The sequence below is a fragment of the Nonomuraea insulae genome, from assembly GCF_042656245.1.
In genome coordinates this window covers 78829-95004 of record NZ_JBHSPA010000008.1, presented here as the reverse complement: position 1 = coordinate 95004, position 16176 = coordinate 78829, and the positions used below count along the sequence as shown (strand labels likewise).

Genomic DNA, 16176 nt, shown 5'->3' with positions numbered 1-16176 from the left:
CTACCGTGGTTCGCATGCGAGCCATTGAGATCGCCAGGCCAGGCGGACCGGAAGTGCTGGAGTGGCGCGAGGTGCCGGATCCGCACGTCGAGCGGGGCGACGTGCTCATCGACGTGACCGCCTCGGCGGTGAATCGTGCCGACGTCATGCAACGACAGGGACTGTACGAACCTCCGCCCGGCGCGCCACCGTACCCGGGGCTGGAGGTCTCGGGGGTGGTGGCCGCGGTCGGGACGGACGTGGAGCAGTTCACCCCGGGTGACCAGGTGTGCGCGCTGCTCGGCGGCGGCGGTTACGCCGAGCGCGTAGCCGTGCCCTGGCAGCAGGTCATGCCCGTACCCGACAGGGTGTCCCTGCGGGAGGCCGCGGGGCTGCCGGAGGTGGCGTGCACCGTCTGGTCCAACGTGTTCATGGTCGGCCGGCTGCGCAGGGGCGAGACGCTGCTGGTGCACGGCGGGGCCAGCGGGATCGGCACGTTCGCGGTGCAGCTCGCCAAGGCGCTCGGCGCGCACGTCGTCACGACCGTCGGCTCGGCCGCCAAGGCCGACCGGGTCAGGGAGCTGGGCGCCGACGAGGTGATCAACTACCGCGAGGAGGACTTCGCCGACAAGGTTCGGGCCGACGTCATCCTCGACATCATGGGCGCGAAATACCTGGCGGGCAACGTACGCGCGCTCAAGACCGGCGGCCGGCTCGTGGTCATCGGGCTCCAGGGCGGCCGCAAGGCCGAGCTCGACCTGGGCGCCCTGCTCGCCAAGCGCGCCTCCGTGCACGCCACCGCGCTCCGCTCGCGTCCCGTGGACGAGAAGGGCGTCATCGTACGCAGCGTCGTCGACAACGTCTGGCCCCTGGTCGGGGCCGGTGCCGTGCGCCCTGTCGTACACGCGGAAGTCCCCATGTCCGAAGCCGCCGAAGCTCACCGAATGTTGGATTCAGGAGAGCACGTCGGCAAGATCCTGCTAGTACGGTGAGTGTTATGAATGCTGAGGACAACAACACCCCCCACATCGTGGTGGTGGGCCCCGACTTCCAAGGTCAGGGCGATAAAGGCGAAGATGATCGATCGGTCACCAACCTGGTCGAGCAGCCCGCCAAGGTGATGCGCATCGGCAGCATGATCCGCCAGCTCCTCGAAGAGGTCCGCGCGGCTCCCCTCGACGAGGCCAGCCGCAAGCGGTTGAAGGAGATCCACGAGTCCTCCATCAAGGAGCTCGAGGACGGTCTGGCGCCGGAGCTGGTCGACGAGCTGGAGCGGCTCTCGCTCCCGTTCACCGACGAGAACGGCACACCGCCGAGCGAGGCAGAGCTGCGCATCGCGCACGCCCAGCTCGTCGGGTGGCTGGAGGGGTTGTTCCACGGCATCCAGACCACGCTGTTCGCGCAGCAGATGGCCGCCCGTGCCCAGTTGGAGCAGATGCGCAGGGCACTGCCCGGGGTGCCCCCGGACGAGACGCAGGGGCGGCCGCACGGCGGCACCGGGCCCTACCTGTAGCCGGCGCATGCGCCCGCTGCGGAACCCGTAGCGGCGCAAGCGCCTGTCGTGGGTTGAGGTCACCGGTAGCGGCACAAGCGCCTGCCGCGGTCAACCGAAGAGCTCCTCGATCACTCGGGCGACACCGTCGTCGTCGTTGGTCGTGGTCACGTGATCGACCGCCGCCAGCACGTCGGGGTGCGCGTTGGCGACCGCGTACGACGTGCCTGCCCAGCTCAGCATGGGCAGGTCGTTCGGCATGTCACCGAAGGCCACGGTCTGCGAAGGCTTGATCTCGTGCTGCCCGGCCAGCGCCGCCAGGGCCGTCGCCTTCGTCACGCCCTGAGCGCTCATCTCGATCAGACCCCTGCGACTGGAGTGCGTGGCCGTCACCAGATGACCCACCAGTTCGTCCACCGCGGCCTGTAGCTCATCGGCGCCCATGACCGGGTGGAGTGCGAGCAACTTGGCGCACGGCCGAGAGGTCACCGAGTCGACCCTTGCCGCTCCCGCGGCGCGGTCCAAGCCGGCGAGCAGGAAATCCGACTCATGCGCAAAACCGGCTTCATACTCGACCGAAAATACGAGATCTGACACGTTCGCTCTTAGCTGATCGACCACTTCCTGGAGTACGTCGATGGCGATCAGGTGAGATTCCACTATCCGTTCGGTATGGAGATCGTAGATCAGCGCTCCGTTCGCACAGATGGCGAGGCCATGGTGACGTACGGCACTGACCACCCCGCCCATCCACCGGGGCGGACGTCCTGTCACGAACGCCAGCACAGACCCCGATTCCTCGACTTTGCCGAAGGCGGCGACCGTGCGGGGAGACACGGTTCCGTCGGTGCGCAACGCGGTTCCGTCGAGGTCGGTGGCCACTAGGCGCGGTGCGGGAAGGCTCTGCATAACAGGTTCCAGTTTGCTCGGTGATGCCGCTTGACAGAAATCTTCGTTGGGACGGGAACACCAACGCTCCAGAATGGTGTTAGATGTGATGGCGTTGTATTAGCTGATCCCGTAGTGAAAACCAGCATGACTTTGTCTGAGCCACCCCGGGTGCTTGCTGTACGACACACCGGGATCCACGAGGTGTGGATCCCATAGATTCACATCCTGAGGGAGAGCTTTTATGGCTCAGGGAACCGTCAAGTGGTTCAACGCCGAGAAGGGCTTCGGCTTCATCGCCCCGGACGGCGGTGCGCCGGACGTGTTCGTGCACTTCTCCGAGATCGTCGGCAACGGCTACCGCAGCCTTGAAGACGGCCAGCGGGTCGAGTTCGAGATCACGCAAGGCCAGAAGGGGCCGCAGGCCTCTCAGGTCCGGGCCATCTGACCTGTAGCAGCTAGATAGACCGGGGTTCGCTTCCAGCGGGCTCCGGTCTTTTGCTTGTGTCGGCTTGGTCACGGCTGTGACTCGACTCACACAATCCTTGAACCTCCGGGTGCCTCCGACCAGTCGAGCTGTGTATGAGGTACGCGTGGTTATGCCACCCCGTGACTGTCGCCGGGGTGTTGGTGCTGCTGATCAACGACCACCTGCTCAAACAAGCCTGGCCGGGGATCGTCACGGGCAAGCTCAGCGACGTCGCCGGACTCGTCGTGGCACCCGCGCTGGTGGCCCTGCTGTTCTGGCGGCGGGCCGATCTGGCGGCGACCGTACTCACGGGGGTGCTCTTCGCGCTCGTGAAGAGCACGGAGACGGGCGCGGAACTCGCTTCCCAAGCCTGGACCCTCGTAGGGGGTCCATCGCGCGTCCTGGCCGATCCTACGGACCTCCTCGCCCTGCCTGCCCTCGCCCTGGCCTGGTGGGTACGCGGGCACAGCGTCCACCTCTCCCCCCGGTGGCTGGTCGTCGTGATGATGCCACTGACCGTGTTCGCGGTCACCGCCACCTCGGGCACGGGTCCGACTGTGTCCGCCGAGGCCGTGGAGGTGGGCAAGAGCGGCCGGATCAGCGTTTACACGGACAGCCGGACGAGCTTGGTCTCCGATGACGGCGGACGCACCTGGTCCTCGGTGAGCGGCGAGCGGACCAGGCAGCCGCAGAGCGCCCAATGCGCGCCCGCGCAGGCCACACGGTGCTACCAGGTGGTCAAGGGCCGGATGGCCGTGGAGGAGTCGGACGACGGCGGCCGTACGTGGCGATCGTCGTGGAAGCTTTCAGGGGACGACCTGGAGCGGCTGACCAGGCAGCACGATCGACCCTTCGAACCGCGTTCCACGGCCCTCGCCGTACAGGCCCGGCCAGGCGGCCACGTCGTCGTCGTGGCGAACGGCCTGGACGGCATCGTGGTCCGCGACACCTCCGGCACATGGCGGCGCGTGGGCTGGCCAGGGGCCTCGGAGCCGGCCGAGGTGAACGTGGACTCCGAGTGGCGCGTGGCGCTCTTCCTGGCAGTGTGCATGCTGTTCGGGGGCGTCTGGGCTGGACTGCGCCAGTTCAGCCGCGTCTACACGGGCTTCGCGGTGGCCGCCTGCCTGGGTCTGCTGGCCGTGCTCAACGGCGGCGAGGTGGTGTCCATGGGCGAATACGTCCCGTATGCCGACACGGACCTGCTCCCACTGGTCGGCCTTGGCCTGCTCGCCGTCCTGGTGGGCACGGTGGTGTGTCTCGTGCTGACGTTCGCGGGCAAGGCACGGCCCGTGCCCACAACCGTCGGGATACTCGCCTCGCCCCTCGTGTACGCGAGCGTCTACCTGCCGTTCGCAGGCTGGTCAGCGGGCACGCCGGAGTCGTACACACTCGCCGTCGCGATCGCCGTTCTCCTGACCGCGCTGGTCCTGCTGGCGAGCGCCGTCCTCATCAGGAACGACGCCCGCCGCGCGAACCCCTACTTCTTCGACGGCTCCAGCACGTCGAGCCCCACATAGGGGCGCAGCGCCTCGGGAACCACCACCGAGCCGTCGGCCTGCTGGTGGTTCTCCAGGATGGCCACGATCCAGCGGGTCGTGGCCAGCGTGCCGTTGAGCGTGGCCAGGTGCTGGGGCTTGCCGTCCTTGTCGCGGTAGCGGACGGCGAGCCTGCGGGCCTGGAACTCGGTGCAGTTGGAGGTCGAGGTCAGCTCGCGGTAGCGGCCCTGGGTGGGGATCCACGCCTCACAGTCGTACTTGCGCGCCGCCGACATGCCGAGGTCACCCGCCGCCGTGTCGATGATCCGGTACGGGACCTCGATCTTGGCCAGCATCTCCTTCTCCCAGGCGAGCAGGCGCTTGTGCTCCTCGTGGGCGTCCTCTGGCCGCACGTACGAGAACATCTCGATCTTCTCGAACTGGTGCACCCGGATGATGCCCCTGGTGTCCTTGCCGTACGAGCCCGCCTCGCGGCGGAAGCACGTCGACCAGCCCGCGTAGCGCAGCGGCAGGTCGTCGGCGTTGAGGATCTCCTGGGAGTGGTAGCCGGCCAGCGACACCTCCGAGGTGCCGACCAGGTAGAGGTCGTCGTCAGGCAGCCGGTAGATCTCCTTGTCGTGGGCCACGTGGAAGCCGGTGCCCTGCATGGTCTCCGGCTTGACGAGCACCGGCACGACCATCGGCGTGAACCCGGCCGCGATCGCCTGCTGCATCGCCATGTTCAGCAGGCCGAGCTGCAGCCGCGCGCCGACGCCCTTGAGGAAGAAGAAGCGCGAACCCGACACCTTGGCGCCGCGCTCCATGTCGATGCAGTCGAGCGCCTCGCCCAGCTCCAGGTGGTCCTTCGGCTCGAAGTCGAACACCCGGGGCTCGCCGACCGTCTCGAGCACCACATAGTCGTCCTCACCGCCGGCCGGAGCGTCCTCCTCGACGATGTTGGGCACCGTCTGGAGCACCTCGTCCAGCTCGACCGCCAGCTTCTCGGCCTCGGACTCAGCGGTCTTGACCTGGCTCGCGAGCTCCTTGGCCCGCTGGAGCAGCGCGGCCTTCTCCTCGCCCTGCGCCTTGGAGACCGACTTGCCCATACTCTTCTGCTCGGCGCGCAGAGACTCGAACGAGGTCAGCGCCGATCGACGACGCTCGTCGAGGTCGAGCAGCGTGTCGACGACGGAGTCGTCCTCACCGCGGGCACGCTGCGACGCCCGTAGCCGGTCGGGGTCCTCACGAAGGGTACGCAGGTCAATCACAAGGAAAGGCTACCGGCGTACGGAAGCGCCCCGCCCCCGTATTTCCCCCGGCTTCCGCGCGCTGCCCCACCACCACCCGGATTTCCCAGCCGAAGCACCAGCAAGCACCCATCAACCTCACCATGCGGACGACCAGACCCACCCAGCATCGGACCACCCGGCCAGGCCGACACACGCCCGCCATCCGCCCCGCCCGGCCAACCGACACGCCCGCGCCATCCGACCGCCCGGTCAGCTGACACGCGCCACCATCGAGGAACGCCCGCCACCGGACCACCCAAGTCAGGCCGACACGCGCCCAGCATCGGACCGCCCGCTCAACCGACATGCCCGCGCCATCGGACTGCCCCGCCAAGTCGGCACACGCCCACCATGAGACCATCGGGTCAAGTTGGCACCCGCCCGCCACGAGACCGCCGAGTCAAGCCCGGGTCCGCCCGCCACAAGACCGCAGAATCAGGCCCACGTCCGCTAAATGTGACCCTACGCGTGTCGCGTACCCGGTCGCCCTCAGACCTTCCCGGCCCGGACTTTGGCCAGCCAGTCGCCGGCCTCCGCGAACTCCGTGTCAGACGTGCCCCGCTTGATCTGCGGCGCGATGCCGTCGGCCCGGGGATAGCTGCCGAGGAAGCGCACCTCGCCACAGATCCGGTGCAGCCCGGCGATGGCCTCCCCGACCCGGGCGTCGGCGACGTGCCCCTCGAAGTCGAAGTGGAAGTAGTAACGCCCGATCCCGTCACCGGTAGGCCGCGACTCGATGCGCGTCAGGTTGACCCCCCGCACCGAGAACTCGGTCAGCATCTCCAGCAGCGCGCCCGGGTGGTCGTCGGCCAGGAAGACCACGAGCGTGGTGCGGTCGGAGCCGGTCGGAGCCGGGAGCGTTCCTGGGCGCCCGACCTTGACGAACCTGGTCACGGTGTCGGATCTGTCACCGATGTCGGTGACCAGCTCCACCAGCCCGTAGTGCTCGCCGGCGATACGGGCGGCGATGGCGGCGTCGTACGGGGAACCGGGCAGCGAGACCTCCTGCGCCGCGGCCGCCGTCGAAGGGGCGGACACCACGACGGCGTCGGGCAGCTCGCGGGAGATGAAGGCGCGGCACTGGGTGATGGCCGCCGGATGCGTGTAGACCCGCTTGATGTGGGGAATCTCAGTGTCCGGCCGAGCCAGCAGCGAGAACTGCACAGGGAGCAGCAGCTCAGCGGTGATCAGCAACGGCTCGCCCCAGGCGAACTCGTCGAGCGTCGTGGTGATCGCGCCCTCGATGGAGTTTTCGAGCGGCACCACGGCACCGTCAGCGTCACCGGCGCGGGCGGCGTTGAGCGCGGCACTCACGGTGGCGCAGGGCAGCCGCTCGGCTGTGGGGTCGAGGAGCCGCAGGGCCTCTTCGGTGAAGGTGCCTTCCGGTCCGAGATAGGCGAGTCTGGGCATGCATACAGAGTATCCGCAGGTGGACAACCCCGCGGCCCTTTCACCCGACGGCGTATCCGCAGGCCCGCGTCACGACGTACCCCCAGAATCCCCCACCATCCCGGCGCCCACCCCTCACAAGCACCCAAAACGACGCCAGCCCCGCTCCCGCCGAGATCCGAAACGACCACTCCTGCCGGGACCCGAAACGACCGCTCCCACCGCTCCCACTGAGGCCCGAGACGACCGCTCCCGCCGAGACCCGAAACGACCACTCCTGCCGGGACCCGAAACGACCGCTCCCACCGCTCCCAGTGGGGTCCGAGACGACCGCCCCACCGCGACCCCACCGAACGCCTGGGAGCAACCCAAGGGGACGGCCAACAGTCAGAACGACTCGGAAACCTTGGAGGCGACCAGCGGCCCGAGCCCCAGCCTCGCCGCCCGCACCGCCTCTTCCTCCTCCGGCGACAACTCCTGCTGCCCCTTGCCGCCCACCACAGGCCGCACGTACGTACGCGTCTCACTACGCCCATTGATGGACGTCAGCACGATCCCATCCCCCAGCCCATTGATCATCGCCACCGAGAACGACAACCGCCCGGTCATCTCCGAGAGCGCGTCGTAGCGGCACACGGCCACATCCCTGATGGCCTTGAGATCACCCCGGCCCTCGCTGATCTGCCGGGAGAGCATCCGCTGACAGTCCTCAACCGTGGCTCTGGCCTGCCGCAGCGCCAGATAACCGATCAGTACGCCACTGACCCCGGCGACGACACCCACGATCACCCATGTGGTAACGAGCACGGCACTGAGGGTAATGGTTCGGTCAAGCCAAGTTCCGCCGTTTCGGCAGCCAGGACACCAACAACCACACCAGCGCCAACGCCCCCAGCCCGAACCCGTTCTGAACGATCTTCCCCAGCACCAGGCTGACCCCCGGAATGTCGGCCGCCTTCAGCGAAACCCCCCACCAGGGAACCGGCACCACATAGAACAGCCACACCCCCGCCGCCACCCGCAGCCGCACCGGATCGCGCCCGTCGCCCACGATCGCCGCGAGCACCACGACCACCCAGGCCAGGTGATGGATCCAGGCGACCGGCGACAGCAACACCGCCATCAGCCCGACGAGCGCGACCGCCGTAACGGAATCACCCGCCTTGTACGCATCCCGCGCCCCCCGGAACCCGTACCACCCGACCGCCGCCACAATCACCGCCCAGATCGCGAACGTCAGCAGGTCGGGCATGTACAGCCGGATCAGCATGCCTCGAATCGACTGGTTGGTAGTGGCCGCGTTCGCGCCGAGGCGTTCGGGATCGAGCAGCGCCGAGAACCAGAAGCCGGCCGCGTCCTGCGGAATCACCGCGAACGGCAGCAACGTGAGCACCGCCGCCGCGAACGCCGCCATGAAGAAAGTCCGCCACTGCCTGGTGACCAGCAGATAGATCAGGAACACACCAGGAGTCAGCTTGACGGCCGTCGCCAGCCCGATGAGAAACCCACGAGGCCACCAGGGCCGCCGAGCCACAACGTCCACCAGGCACAGCGCGACCAGCAGAATGTCCACCTGCCCGAACCGCACCTGGTCCCTGATCGGCATCAGGTACGCGCACGCCACCATGAGCGCCCCGAACACCCACGGCGCGTACTTCCTCAGCTCCTCCCTCCCCAGCACCCCCCGGAAGGAGAACCCCACCGTCACGGCCAACGCCACGAAGATCCCGGCCGTCCACACCCACTGCGCGGTCCCCCAGGACATCCCGGCCAGCGCCACGGCCAGCATCGCGGCGACGGGCGGATACGTGAACGGCAACAACTGCGGCGCGGGCGTCACATAGTCGTACACCGGCCGCCCGTCGAGGAGCATCTGCCCCCCGGTACGGTAAACGTCCAGGTCAACCAATCGCTGGTCGTCCGGGTTGGTGAGCCACGTGTACACCAACGGCGCCACTGCCACCACGACGACGAGCGCCACGATCGCCCACACCCACCACTGCCGCCGTATCACCCGCACCTCGCCACTTGTCACGGTGTGGCACGTTACCGTGGCTGTTGTTGATCGAGGGGCACACACTGGGGGTCCGTACATGCCGAACGCCACACCGTGCCCGCCTCAGCGCCAGTACGGGAGGCGCCACCGCCTCGGCCGACCCCTCACCACCATCCTCCTAACCCTGACCCTCACCCCCTTCCTCACCACCACCGCCACCGCATCCACATTCGCCACATCCACATCCACATCCACCCAACCGACCTCCACCAACACCCGCACAACAAACGCCCCTGCCACGCCAAAACACGCCGCCCTCACCCTCCAGGAACAAACGTCGGCCACCCCCCGACAACGCGCCCTCGCATCCCAGGGACAAGCCCCGACCACGCCCCACGTACAGAGCCCAGCCACACTGCAGGCACGAGCCGCCCTCACCCTCCAGGAACAAACCCCGGGCGCGCCTCAAGGACGAGTGGCCCTCATCGGCGTCCCCGGTCTCGAGTGGAGCGACCTGAACGAGAAGCGCACCCCCAACCTGTGGCGCCTCGTGGCCCAAGGCGCCTCGGCATCCCTGTCGACCCGAGCCGTACCGCCCCCCGACCGTGGCATCACCTGCCCCACAGCCGGTTGGCTGACCGTCTCGGCAGGCCAACGAGCCGGTACGCCGGGCGAAGGCTGCCCACCACCCCCCGCCCCGCAGCCCACCACCGGACAAAGCGGCGCCACGGTCCCGGACTGGCGCACCCTGGCCGCGTACCAGTCAGAAACCGGCTACGACGCCCAGCTCGGCACGCTGGGCCAACTCGTCGCGGACAACGGCGGCAAGGTCGCCGCCATCGGCCCGGGCGCCGCCCTGGCGGCAGCCGACAAGTCCGGAAATATCGCCAAATACGCCCCCACTCCTGATGCCCTAGGCGACCCAACCCCCTACAACCTGATCGTCCTCGAAGCCGGCGACCTCGCGAACGCCTGGATGAAGCAACCCCTCGACGAGTACGGCGTACCCACCTCCCTTTCCACCGCCGCCCGCCAGGCGGCGGTGACGCGGGCGGACCAGCAGATCGGCGCCCTGACCGCCCAGCTCCCCGCCAACACCACCGTCCTCGTGGCAGGCGTCTCGGACGTGACCCCGAACGCCCACCTCCACGTGGCGATCGCCACCGGCCCTTCCCCGACCGGCCAGCCGTACCCGCACGGCTACCTCACCGCCACCTCCACCCGCCAAGACGCCCTGGTCGCGATCACCGACCTCACCGCCACCACCATCCAGCTCCTGGGCCTGCCCGCCTCACGAGCAGTGGTCGGCCGCCCCTGGCAACCCGGCGGCGCAGCCCCTGCCACACCGTCCGGCACGGTGAGCGAACTGGCGGACGGAGACCTGGCCAGCCAGGTCCTCCGAGAGGTACGCGGCCCGTTCTTCGCGGTCCTGGTCACCGTCCAACTCCTCTTCTACGCCTGGGCCGCCCTAGCCCTCCGCCGCCGCCGCTCAACCCGGCCATCCCCCTCAACCAGCCCCCCTACAGACCCCTCAGCCGACAGCACCCCTGCGGACCCCACGGCCTCAACCAGCACCCCTGCGGATCACTCAATCTCAGCCAACGCCCTTCCAGGCCCATCAACTCCAACCGGCACCGGCACGCCGCCAGATCCGTCGGCCTCGACCAGCTCACCGTCAGACCCGTCGGCCTCGACCGACACGCCCCTGAACGCATCGGCCTCCACCGGCACGCCCCTGGCATCGGCCTCGACCGGCACACCCCCGAACGCATCAAGCCAGGCCGGCGCACCGTCGGAGCCGTCGGCCTTCCCGGTCGACGCTGGCTTGGGGCATGCGAGTACCTCCAAGCTGCTCGTGGCCGTTCAGGTCGTCGCAGTGGTCAGTGGTGCCACTGCCGTCTCCACCTTCCTGGCTCAGCTGGTGCCCTGGTGGACCCTCCCGGTGCCCATGCTGTCGGTGATCGTGACGATCCTCGCCATCGCCGGGCTCATCACGGCCGTCGCCTTCGGCGGCCCCTGGCGTGCTCACGTGCTCGGCCCCCTCACCGTCGTCGCCGCCGTCACCTCGCTCGCCCTCCTCCTCGACGTCATGACGGGCTCCAAACTGCAGGTGAACGCCGTAACCGGCTATGAGCCCGTGACCGGTGGGCGGTTCTACGGCTTCAGCAACATCGCCTTCGCCGTGTACGCGACGGGCACCCTCCTCGGCCTGGCGGGGGTGGCTCAGTGGCTGCTCGGCAGGGGGATTTCCAGGGTCGTGGTCGTGACGTTGTGCGCGTTGTACGGGGGACTCGCGGTCTTCGCGGATGGGTGGCCCTCTTGGGGTGCGGACTTCGGTGGTGTTCCGGCGTTCGTGATCGGCTTGGCCGTCTTCCTCATGCTGCTCTCCGGCCAACGCGTATCCCTGCTGAGGCTCCTGCTCGTGGGCCTGATCGGAGCCGGGCTCGTGGGCGCCCTTTCCGTCTTCGACTGGTTGCGCCCCGACACCGAACGAACCCACCTGGGCAACTTCGTGCAGCAGATCATCGACGGTCAGGCGTGGACCGTCGTCGGCCGAAAGTTCGGCGCCATGATCGGCGTAACCGTGGGCAACTGGTCACTGACCCTCCTCTCGCTGGTCGCGCTGGCCTTCCTGTTCCTGGTGCTAGCCCGCCCCTCACGCTGGGGCGCCTCGTCCCTCGGCCAGGCGTACAACCTGGCCCCGACGCTCAGAGCGGGCCTGTTCGGCGCCCTCACATGTGCCTTCGTCGGGTTCCTCATGAACGACTCGGGCATCGCCATCCCCGCTATGGCGCTAACGGTGGCCGTACCGCTGACTCTTGCCGCCTGCGTTCGCGCCCTGCAGCTCGCCGCGCCCACACGACCAGCACCGCAGTCAGAGCAAGCAGGACCCAGGCGAGCTGAGGCCGAACCACGGAACTCAGCCAGTTGAGGTCGGACGGCTGCCCGTCCACCCTGGCGGGCAGGTACGCGAGCGACAGGACCAGCAGGTGCACCACCACGAACCCGTCCAGCGCGGACGCCCCGACCAGCACCAGCAGCCCGAACGCCAGCCCGTCGTACCAGGGCAGGATGTACGGCGTGGCGAACAAGTACGCCACCACCAGCCCCACGGCCACGACCGGCGCCTCCAGCCCCCCACCACGCCCATGGCTCAACGACGCATGCGCTCCTGACCGTCCTCCTCGCGCAGCGTCCAGACCTCCCGCGTTTGCCCGGCCCGTGAGCGAGGCCAGGCGGAGCAGGGACCATGCGATGAGGGCGAGCACCAGGAGCGAGCCGATCTGGATCTCCCCCCGGTAGGCGCTTCCGGTGCCGACCGTGATCTGGAGCCCGCGCTGGACGAGCTTCCAGAACGAAGCGTGGGAGATCGACTTGCTCGTACGGGTCATCGGTGCGATCGCGTCCGGGCCGACGATCGCGTACCCCACCACCACGACGACGACCGCGCACGCCGCCATGAGCGCCAGGCGGGCGGGCCGGCGGCGTAGCTCCCAGGCTGGGCCCAGGGCCACCAGGCCGGCGTTGACCTTGATCGCCACCCCCAGCCCGAGCAGGACGCCGGAGCCCACGGGGCGGCTCCTGGCCAGGAGCGCGGCGACCATGCAGGCGATGGCGAGCGTGTCCACGTGCATGCCCGCGACCAGTTGGTAGAGCAGGAGGGGGTTGGCCGTCCACAACAGGGCCGCACGCAGCCGTCTGGCGGGGTCGTCTCTGGTGAAACGGTCTATGAGCAGGCCCGTCGCTATGAACGCGGCGGCGTTGAACAGGGCCAGCACGAATATCGTCAGCCGGAGCGAGTCGCCGCCGATCCAGCTCGCGACCGCCTGCAACGCCGTGGCCACCGGACCGTAGACGCTCGGCTCCTCACGCCACGGTTTCTCGACCGCGGCCGCAATGCGGTCGCCCGGGAGATCGACCGCGCCGTGAGTGTACGGATTGAGGCCCAGTGTCACCATGCGGCCGTACGCGGCGTAGTTGAGGTGATCGGCGGAGCCCGAGGGAGGCAGGAACGTCAGGACGGCGGCGGCCATACAGCCGACCAGCACCAGCAACCGTGCGCTCGGCAGCCACGGGGTGCCCGGTGCCCACAGGCGCCGCCAACGACTGGGCGCGCCAGGGAGGCCGGCCGACCCGGGCGCGGAAACGCCAGCGCCGGGATCACGATCCGGTCCGGGGAGGTCAGTCGATCCGGACGGAGAAACTCCGGAGTCTGAATCCCGGCCCGGTGCAGGGAGGCCCGTCGACCCGGACGCGGAAACGCCAGCGCCGGGATCATGGCCCGATGCAGAGAGATCGAGCGATCCGGACGCAGAAACGCCAGGGTCGGGATCACGGCCCGATGCAGGGAGGTCGACCGATCCGAACGTAGAAACACCGGAGTCGGGATCACGGCCCGGTGTGGGGAGGCCGTCGCTCGGGCTCAGGCCGGACGAATCACCCTGCCCGGGGGCGGTGCTGCTCGGAGGGATGCGGTCAGGTCTGTCGAGGCCACGGATCGCCAGTAGGGCGGTGAGGAGGCCCAGGCCGCCGAGGATGAGGGCGGTGGCTGCGAGGGCGATCACCAGGTGGGGCTCGGGGCCGAGGTCGAGAGAGTAGGGCGGGTGCCAGGCCGGGCCGGTCAAGGCGGGGATCATCGGAGAGGGGCCCAGGAGGCCGATGACGATCGTCAGCAGGATCGAGGCGCCGATCGCCGCCGTGGCCAGCCCGGTCAGCCAGCCTCGTGCCTTTTCGTGCCGCGTCTCCGAAGTCACCGGGAAATTCCAGCACACTTGCGGGATGCCTTTGGCCGGAGCACACCTCCCTGTGGATAACCATCCTCAGAGCTGGCGGCCTGTGGATAACCCGCACCTGGGCTCTGAAAGCCCTGCCAACGGCCTAGCCAACCGGCCACGGTAACCGGCGTCGGCATCGGTCTTGGCGACCGCCCTCGGCGACCGACCTCGATCTCGGCGTCGATCTCGGCGTCGGGCTGGACGTCGGGCTCGGCGTCGATCTCGGCGTCGGACTCGGCGTCGGGCTGGACGTCGGACTGGACGTCGGGCTCGGCGTCGATCTCGGCGTCGGGCTGGACGTCGGGCTGGACGTCGGACTGGACGTCGGGCTCGGCGTCGGGCTGGACGTCAGCGCCGACCTCAACGTTGGCCTCAACCTCGCCGTCAGCACCAGCCTCGGCAACCTCGGTAACCGACCTCGACAGCAGTCTCCGAAGACCTCGACCCTCAGGACCTGAAAGGTGAAGAACGAGGGTCAGCGTCTGGGTCGGAGCTTGTTGAGGTTCTGTGCGACCACAGGCTCCCGTACGGCCAGCGCCAGCGCCACATCCCGCAACTGCCGCGCCCGATGAAGCTGCGCCCGCCAGTCCGTCCCCGTGGCCCGGTGCGCCATCTCCACCTCGACCTCAGCGATCCGGAACCTCTTACGCAACAGGTCGATCGTCAGCGCCGTCTCCACCCCGAACCCGTGCGCCAGCGGCCGGGCAGCCTCGAAGGCCGCCCTGGTGAGGCAGCGCTGCCCGTTGAGCGGCTGGGCAGGATTGAAGCCGGTGGCCCGGCGGATGCCCTCTTTCGACAGCCGTACGACTAAGCCGTGCCCCCCGAGCTTCACCCTGGTGGCGAAGACGGCGATGGTCATGTCGGCCTTCCCCTCGCGTACAGGCTCGATGAGGGGAGCGGCGGCCTGGGCGGTTTCGCCCAGGTCGGCGTCGAGGAAGAGGAGGTGGCGAGGAGTGCCGTCCTCGTCGAGGAGGCGGACCGCCTCGGCGCCCGTCTCCATCGCGGCGGCCTTGCCCCTGTTGCGGCTGTGCCGCACCACCCGGGCGCCGGCCGCGCGCGCCACCCTGCCGGTCTGGTCCGACGAGCCGTCGTCCACGACCACGACGAGGTCCACGCCCGGCAGAGCCGCGGCCGCCTTGACGGTGGCCGCGATGCGGTCAGCCTCGTTGGCGGCGGGGATGATGACGGCGGTGTCGCCGCTCATCGCCCCTCACCGCCACACGGGAGACCGCCGTACGAGAGGCCGCCGTACGAGGAACCGCCGTACGAGGAACCGCCGTACGAGGAACCGCCGTACAAGGAACCGCCGTACAAGGAACCGCCGTACAAGGAACCGCCGTACAAGGAACCGCCGTACAAGGAACCGTCGTACGAGAGACGGCGCCCGCGACGGCACCGGGCGACGGCGACGCCGCGCGTGCCGGCCATGGCCCCACGACGCGGCGCGCCACCACCCGTGCCGAAGCCGCCACCGCCCAGGTGCACGGTTCCCGTCATGATCCCTCGGTTATGAGGAACTCCTGCGGAACCTCATCATGGACGGTGAACACCGAGTCGAGCCCGGTGACCTGCAGAATCTTCCGTACGGCTGGACGTGGCGCGGCCACCCCCAGCTCCCCTCCCTGCTCTTTCATGCGCTTGAGCGCCGAGAGCAGCACGTTCATCCCCGTGGAGTCGCAGAAATCCACGGCGGACATGTCGATGACCACCCGGCTAGGCCCCTCCTGCAACAGCCGAGTGAACTCGGATTGCAGGTGAGGCGCCGTGTACAGGTCGATTTCTCCGGTGATGGCAACGAGTGCGCACCCGGCATGTGATCGAGTCGAGACCTTGAGCTCCACATGGGCAGGCTAGCGGCGCGAAGGCTTCCGGTCACGTTGTCACGCCGATAGGGGAACCACAGGTTTTTGTCCTCCGTTTGGGCTCCATGAAAACGGAGAGTACGCGAAGCTTGACAGCGTGACACCGGAACCGGCATCGCTTCGTGGAGAAGGAGGGGCTGGGGCACGACCGAAGGGCCCCGCATCGATGAAAGCAGATAAACCCGAAGATCCGCAGCGTCAGGGGCTCCGAGAACGCCTGGAGGCCATCCTCATCAGCACAGAGAAGGCCACGTCATGGAATGAGCAAGCAGGGCGCCTGCGCGGCCTGGTCAACCACGAGGGCTACGTGCCGATCCGCACCCGGCTGGCCGTCGAGGACCTCGAGTTCCTCGCCGAGGCCCGCACAGAGCTGCTCAGGTTCTCGGAGCTCGGGCTCAGGTTGCTCGAGCTCCATCAGCCGCGCGACGCGGGGGGCATCACGAGCGACACCGCCCACCCGATCCTGCGGTGCCGGAGCTGCATGTGGCGCTGGCCATGCCCGACATTTCGGGCTATGTCGGAGTCTTTCGGCGCACCCCGCGACGTACCGGAAAGCGCCTGA

The 16176-nt window shown here is 68.6% G+C and carries 13 protein-coding genes and 1 pseudogene; 6 read left to right on the top strand and 8 right to left on the bottom strand.

Features of this window, described 5'->3' with window-relative positions; translation table 11 throughout:
- The first annotated feature begins 14 nt into the window (after positions 1-14).
- Both ACFPZ3_RS05890 and ACFPZ3_RS05885 read left to right on the top strand, forming a co-directional pair.
- The gene (locus tag ACFPZ3_RS05890) at positions 15-971 is read left to right on the top strand and encodes an NAD(P)H-quinone oxidoreductase (RefSeq protein WP_379512911.1); all 957 of its coding nucleotides are present in this window, start codon (positions 15-17) and stop codon (positions 969-971) included.
- Positions 972-976: 5 nt separating this feature from the next.
- Positions 977-1492: a bacterial proteasome activator family protein gene (locus ACFPZ3_RS05885; RefSeq protein WP_379512910.1), complete on the top strand. Its 516-nt coding sequence runs from the start codon at positions 977-979 to the stop codon at positions 1490-1492.
- 90 nt (positions 1493-1582) lie between these two features.
- On the opposite strand, the gene ACFPZ3_RS05880 is transcribed toward ACFPZ3_RS05885, so the two are convergent.
- Positions 1583-2353: a Cof-type HAD-IIB family hydrolase gene (locus ACFPZ3_RS05880; RefSeq protein ID WP_379512909.1), complete on the bottom strand. Its 771-nt coding sequence runs from the start codon at positions 2351-2353 to the stop codon at positions 1583-1585.
- Between the two features lie 250 nt (positions 2354-2603).
- On the opposite strand from ACFPZ3_RS05880, the gene ACFPZ3_RS05875 reads away from it, so the two are divergent.
- Together ACFPZ3_RS05875 and ACFPZ3_RS05870 are read left to right on the top strand one after the other, a co-directional pair.
- Complete coding sequence (locus ACFPZ3_RS05875; RefSeq protein WP_043619750.1) at positions 2604-2807, top strand: cold-shock protein; 204 nt, start codon at positions 2604-2606, stop codon at positions 2805-2807.
- A 176-nt stretch (positions 2808-2983) separates the two neighbouring features.
- Entirely contained in the window at positions 2984-4345 is a 1362-nt protein-coding gene (locus ACFPZ3_RS05870) for a hypothetical protein (protein ID WP_379512908.1), read from the top strand.
- On the opposite strand, the gene serS is transcribed toward ACFPZ3_RS05870, so the two are convergent.
- The 4 genes from serS to ACFPZ3_RS05850 all read right to left on the bottom strand — a co-directional run bounded on the left by serS (position 4306) and on the right by ACFPZ3_RS05850 (position 9016).
- On the bottom strand, positions 4306-5571 hold the full coding sequence (serS, locus tag ACFPZ3_RS05865; protein WP_379512907.1) for a serine--tRNA ligase: 1266 nt from the start codon (positions 5569-5571) through the stop codon (positions 4306-4308). The genes ACFPZ3_RS05870 and serS overlap by 40 nt on opposite strands.
- 510 nt (positions 5572-6081) lie before the next feature.
- Entirely contained in the window at positions 6082-7002 is a 921-nt protein-coding gene (pheA, locus tag ACFPZ3_RS05860) for a prephenate dehydratase (protein WP_379512906.1), read from the bottom strand.
- A 366-nt stretch (positions 7003-7368) separates the two neighbouring features.
- On the bottom strand, positions 7369-7788 hold the full coding sequence (locus ACFPZ3_RS05855; RefSeq protein ID WP_379512905.1) for a DUF4446 family protein: 420 nt from the start codon (positions 7786-7788) through the stop codon (positions 7369-7371).
- 22 nt (positions 7789-7810) lie between these two features.
- A complete protein-coding gene (locus ACFPZ3_RS05850; RefSeq protein ID WP_379512904.1) occupies positions 7811-9016 on the bottom strand; it encodes a glycosyltransferase 87 family protein in 1206 nt (401 codons plus the stop codon).
- Positions 9017-9452: 436 nt separating this feature from the next.
- Here ACFPZ3_RS05850 and ACFPZ3_RS05845 point away from each other — a divergent pair, with 436 nt between their 5' ends.
- Complete coding sequence (locus ACFPZ3_RS05845; protein WP_379512903.1) at positions 9453-11909, top strand: hypothetical protein; 2457 nt, start codon at positions 9453-9455, stop codon at positions 11907-11909.
- A gap of 310 nt (positions 11910-12219) precedes the next feature.
- On the opposite strand, the pseudogene mptB reads toward ACFPZ3_RS05845, so the two are convergent.
- From mptB to ACFPZ3_RS05830, 3 genes and pseudogenes are all read right to left on the bottom strand, one after another.
- Positions 12220-13614: pseudogene (mptB, locus tag ACFPZ3_RS70275) on the bottom strand (polyprenol phosphomannose-dependent alpha 1,6 mannosyltransferase MptB); the annotation flags it as partial.
- A 613-nt stretch (positions 13615-14227) separates the two neighbouring features.
- Positions 14228-14956 carry a glycosyltransferase family 2 protein gene (locus ACFPZ3_RS05835; RefSeq protein ID WP_379512902.1) on the bottom strand — a complete coding sequence of 243 codons (729 nt, stop codon included), beginning with the start codon at positions 14954-14956 and terminating at the stop codon, positions 14228-14230.
- 289 nt (positions 14957-15245) lie between these two features.
- Complete coding sequence (locus ACFPZ3_RS05830; RefSeq protein ID WP_379512901.1) at positions 15246-15593, bottom strand: STAS domain-containing protein; 348 nt, start codon at positions 15591-15593, stop codon at positions 15246-15248.
- Between the two features lie 187 nt (positions 15594-15780).
- On the opposite strand from ACFPZ3_RS05830, the gene ACFPZ3_RS05825 reads away from it, so the two are divergent.
- A complete protein-coding gene (locus tag ACFPZ3_RS05825) occupies positions 15781-16176 on the top strand; it encodes a hypothetical protein (protein WP_379512900.1) in 396 nt (131 codons plus the stop codon).

Bases quoted from the DNA above. Each gene is read 5' to 3' on its own strand.
- ACFPZ3_RS05890 (WP_379512911.1), top strand. From the start codon at position 15: ATGCGAGCCATTGAGATCGCCAGGCCAGGCGGACCGGAAGTGCTGGAG.
- ACFPZ3_RS05885 (WP_379512910.1), top strand. From the start codon at position 977: ATGAATGCTGAGGACAACAACACCCCCCACATCGTGGTGGTGGGCCCC.
- ACFPZ3_RS05875 (WP_043619750.1), top strand. From the start codon at position 2,604: ATGGCTCAGGGAACCGTCAAGTGGTTCAACGCCGAGAAGGGCTTCGGC.
- pheA (WP_379512906.1), bottom strand. From the start codon at position 7,002: ATGCCCAGACTCGCCTATCTCGGACCGGAAGGCACCTTCACCGAAGAG.
- ACFPZ3_RS05835 (WP_379512902.1), bottom strand. From the start codon at position 14,956: ATGAGCGGCGACACCGCCGTCATCATCCCCGCCGCCAACGAGGCTGAC.
- ACFPZ3_RS05825 (WP_379512900.1), top strand. From the start codon at position 15,781: ATGAAAGCAGATAAACCCGAAGATCCGCAGCGTCAGGGGCTCCGAGAA.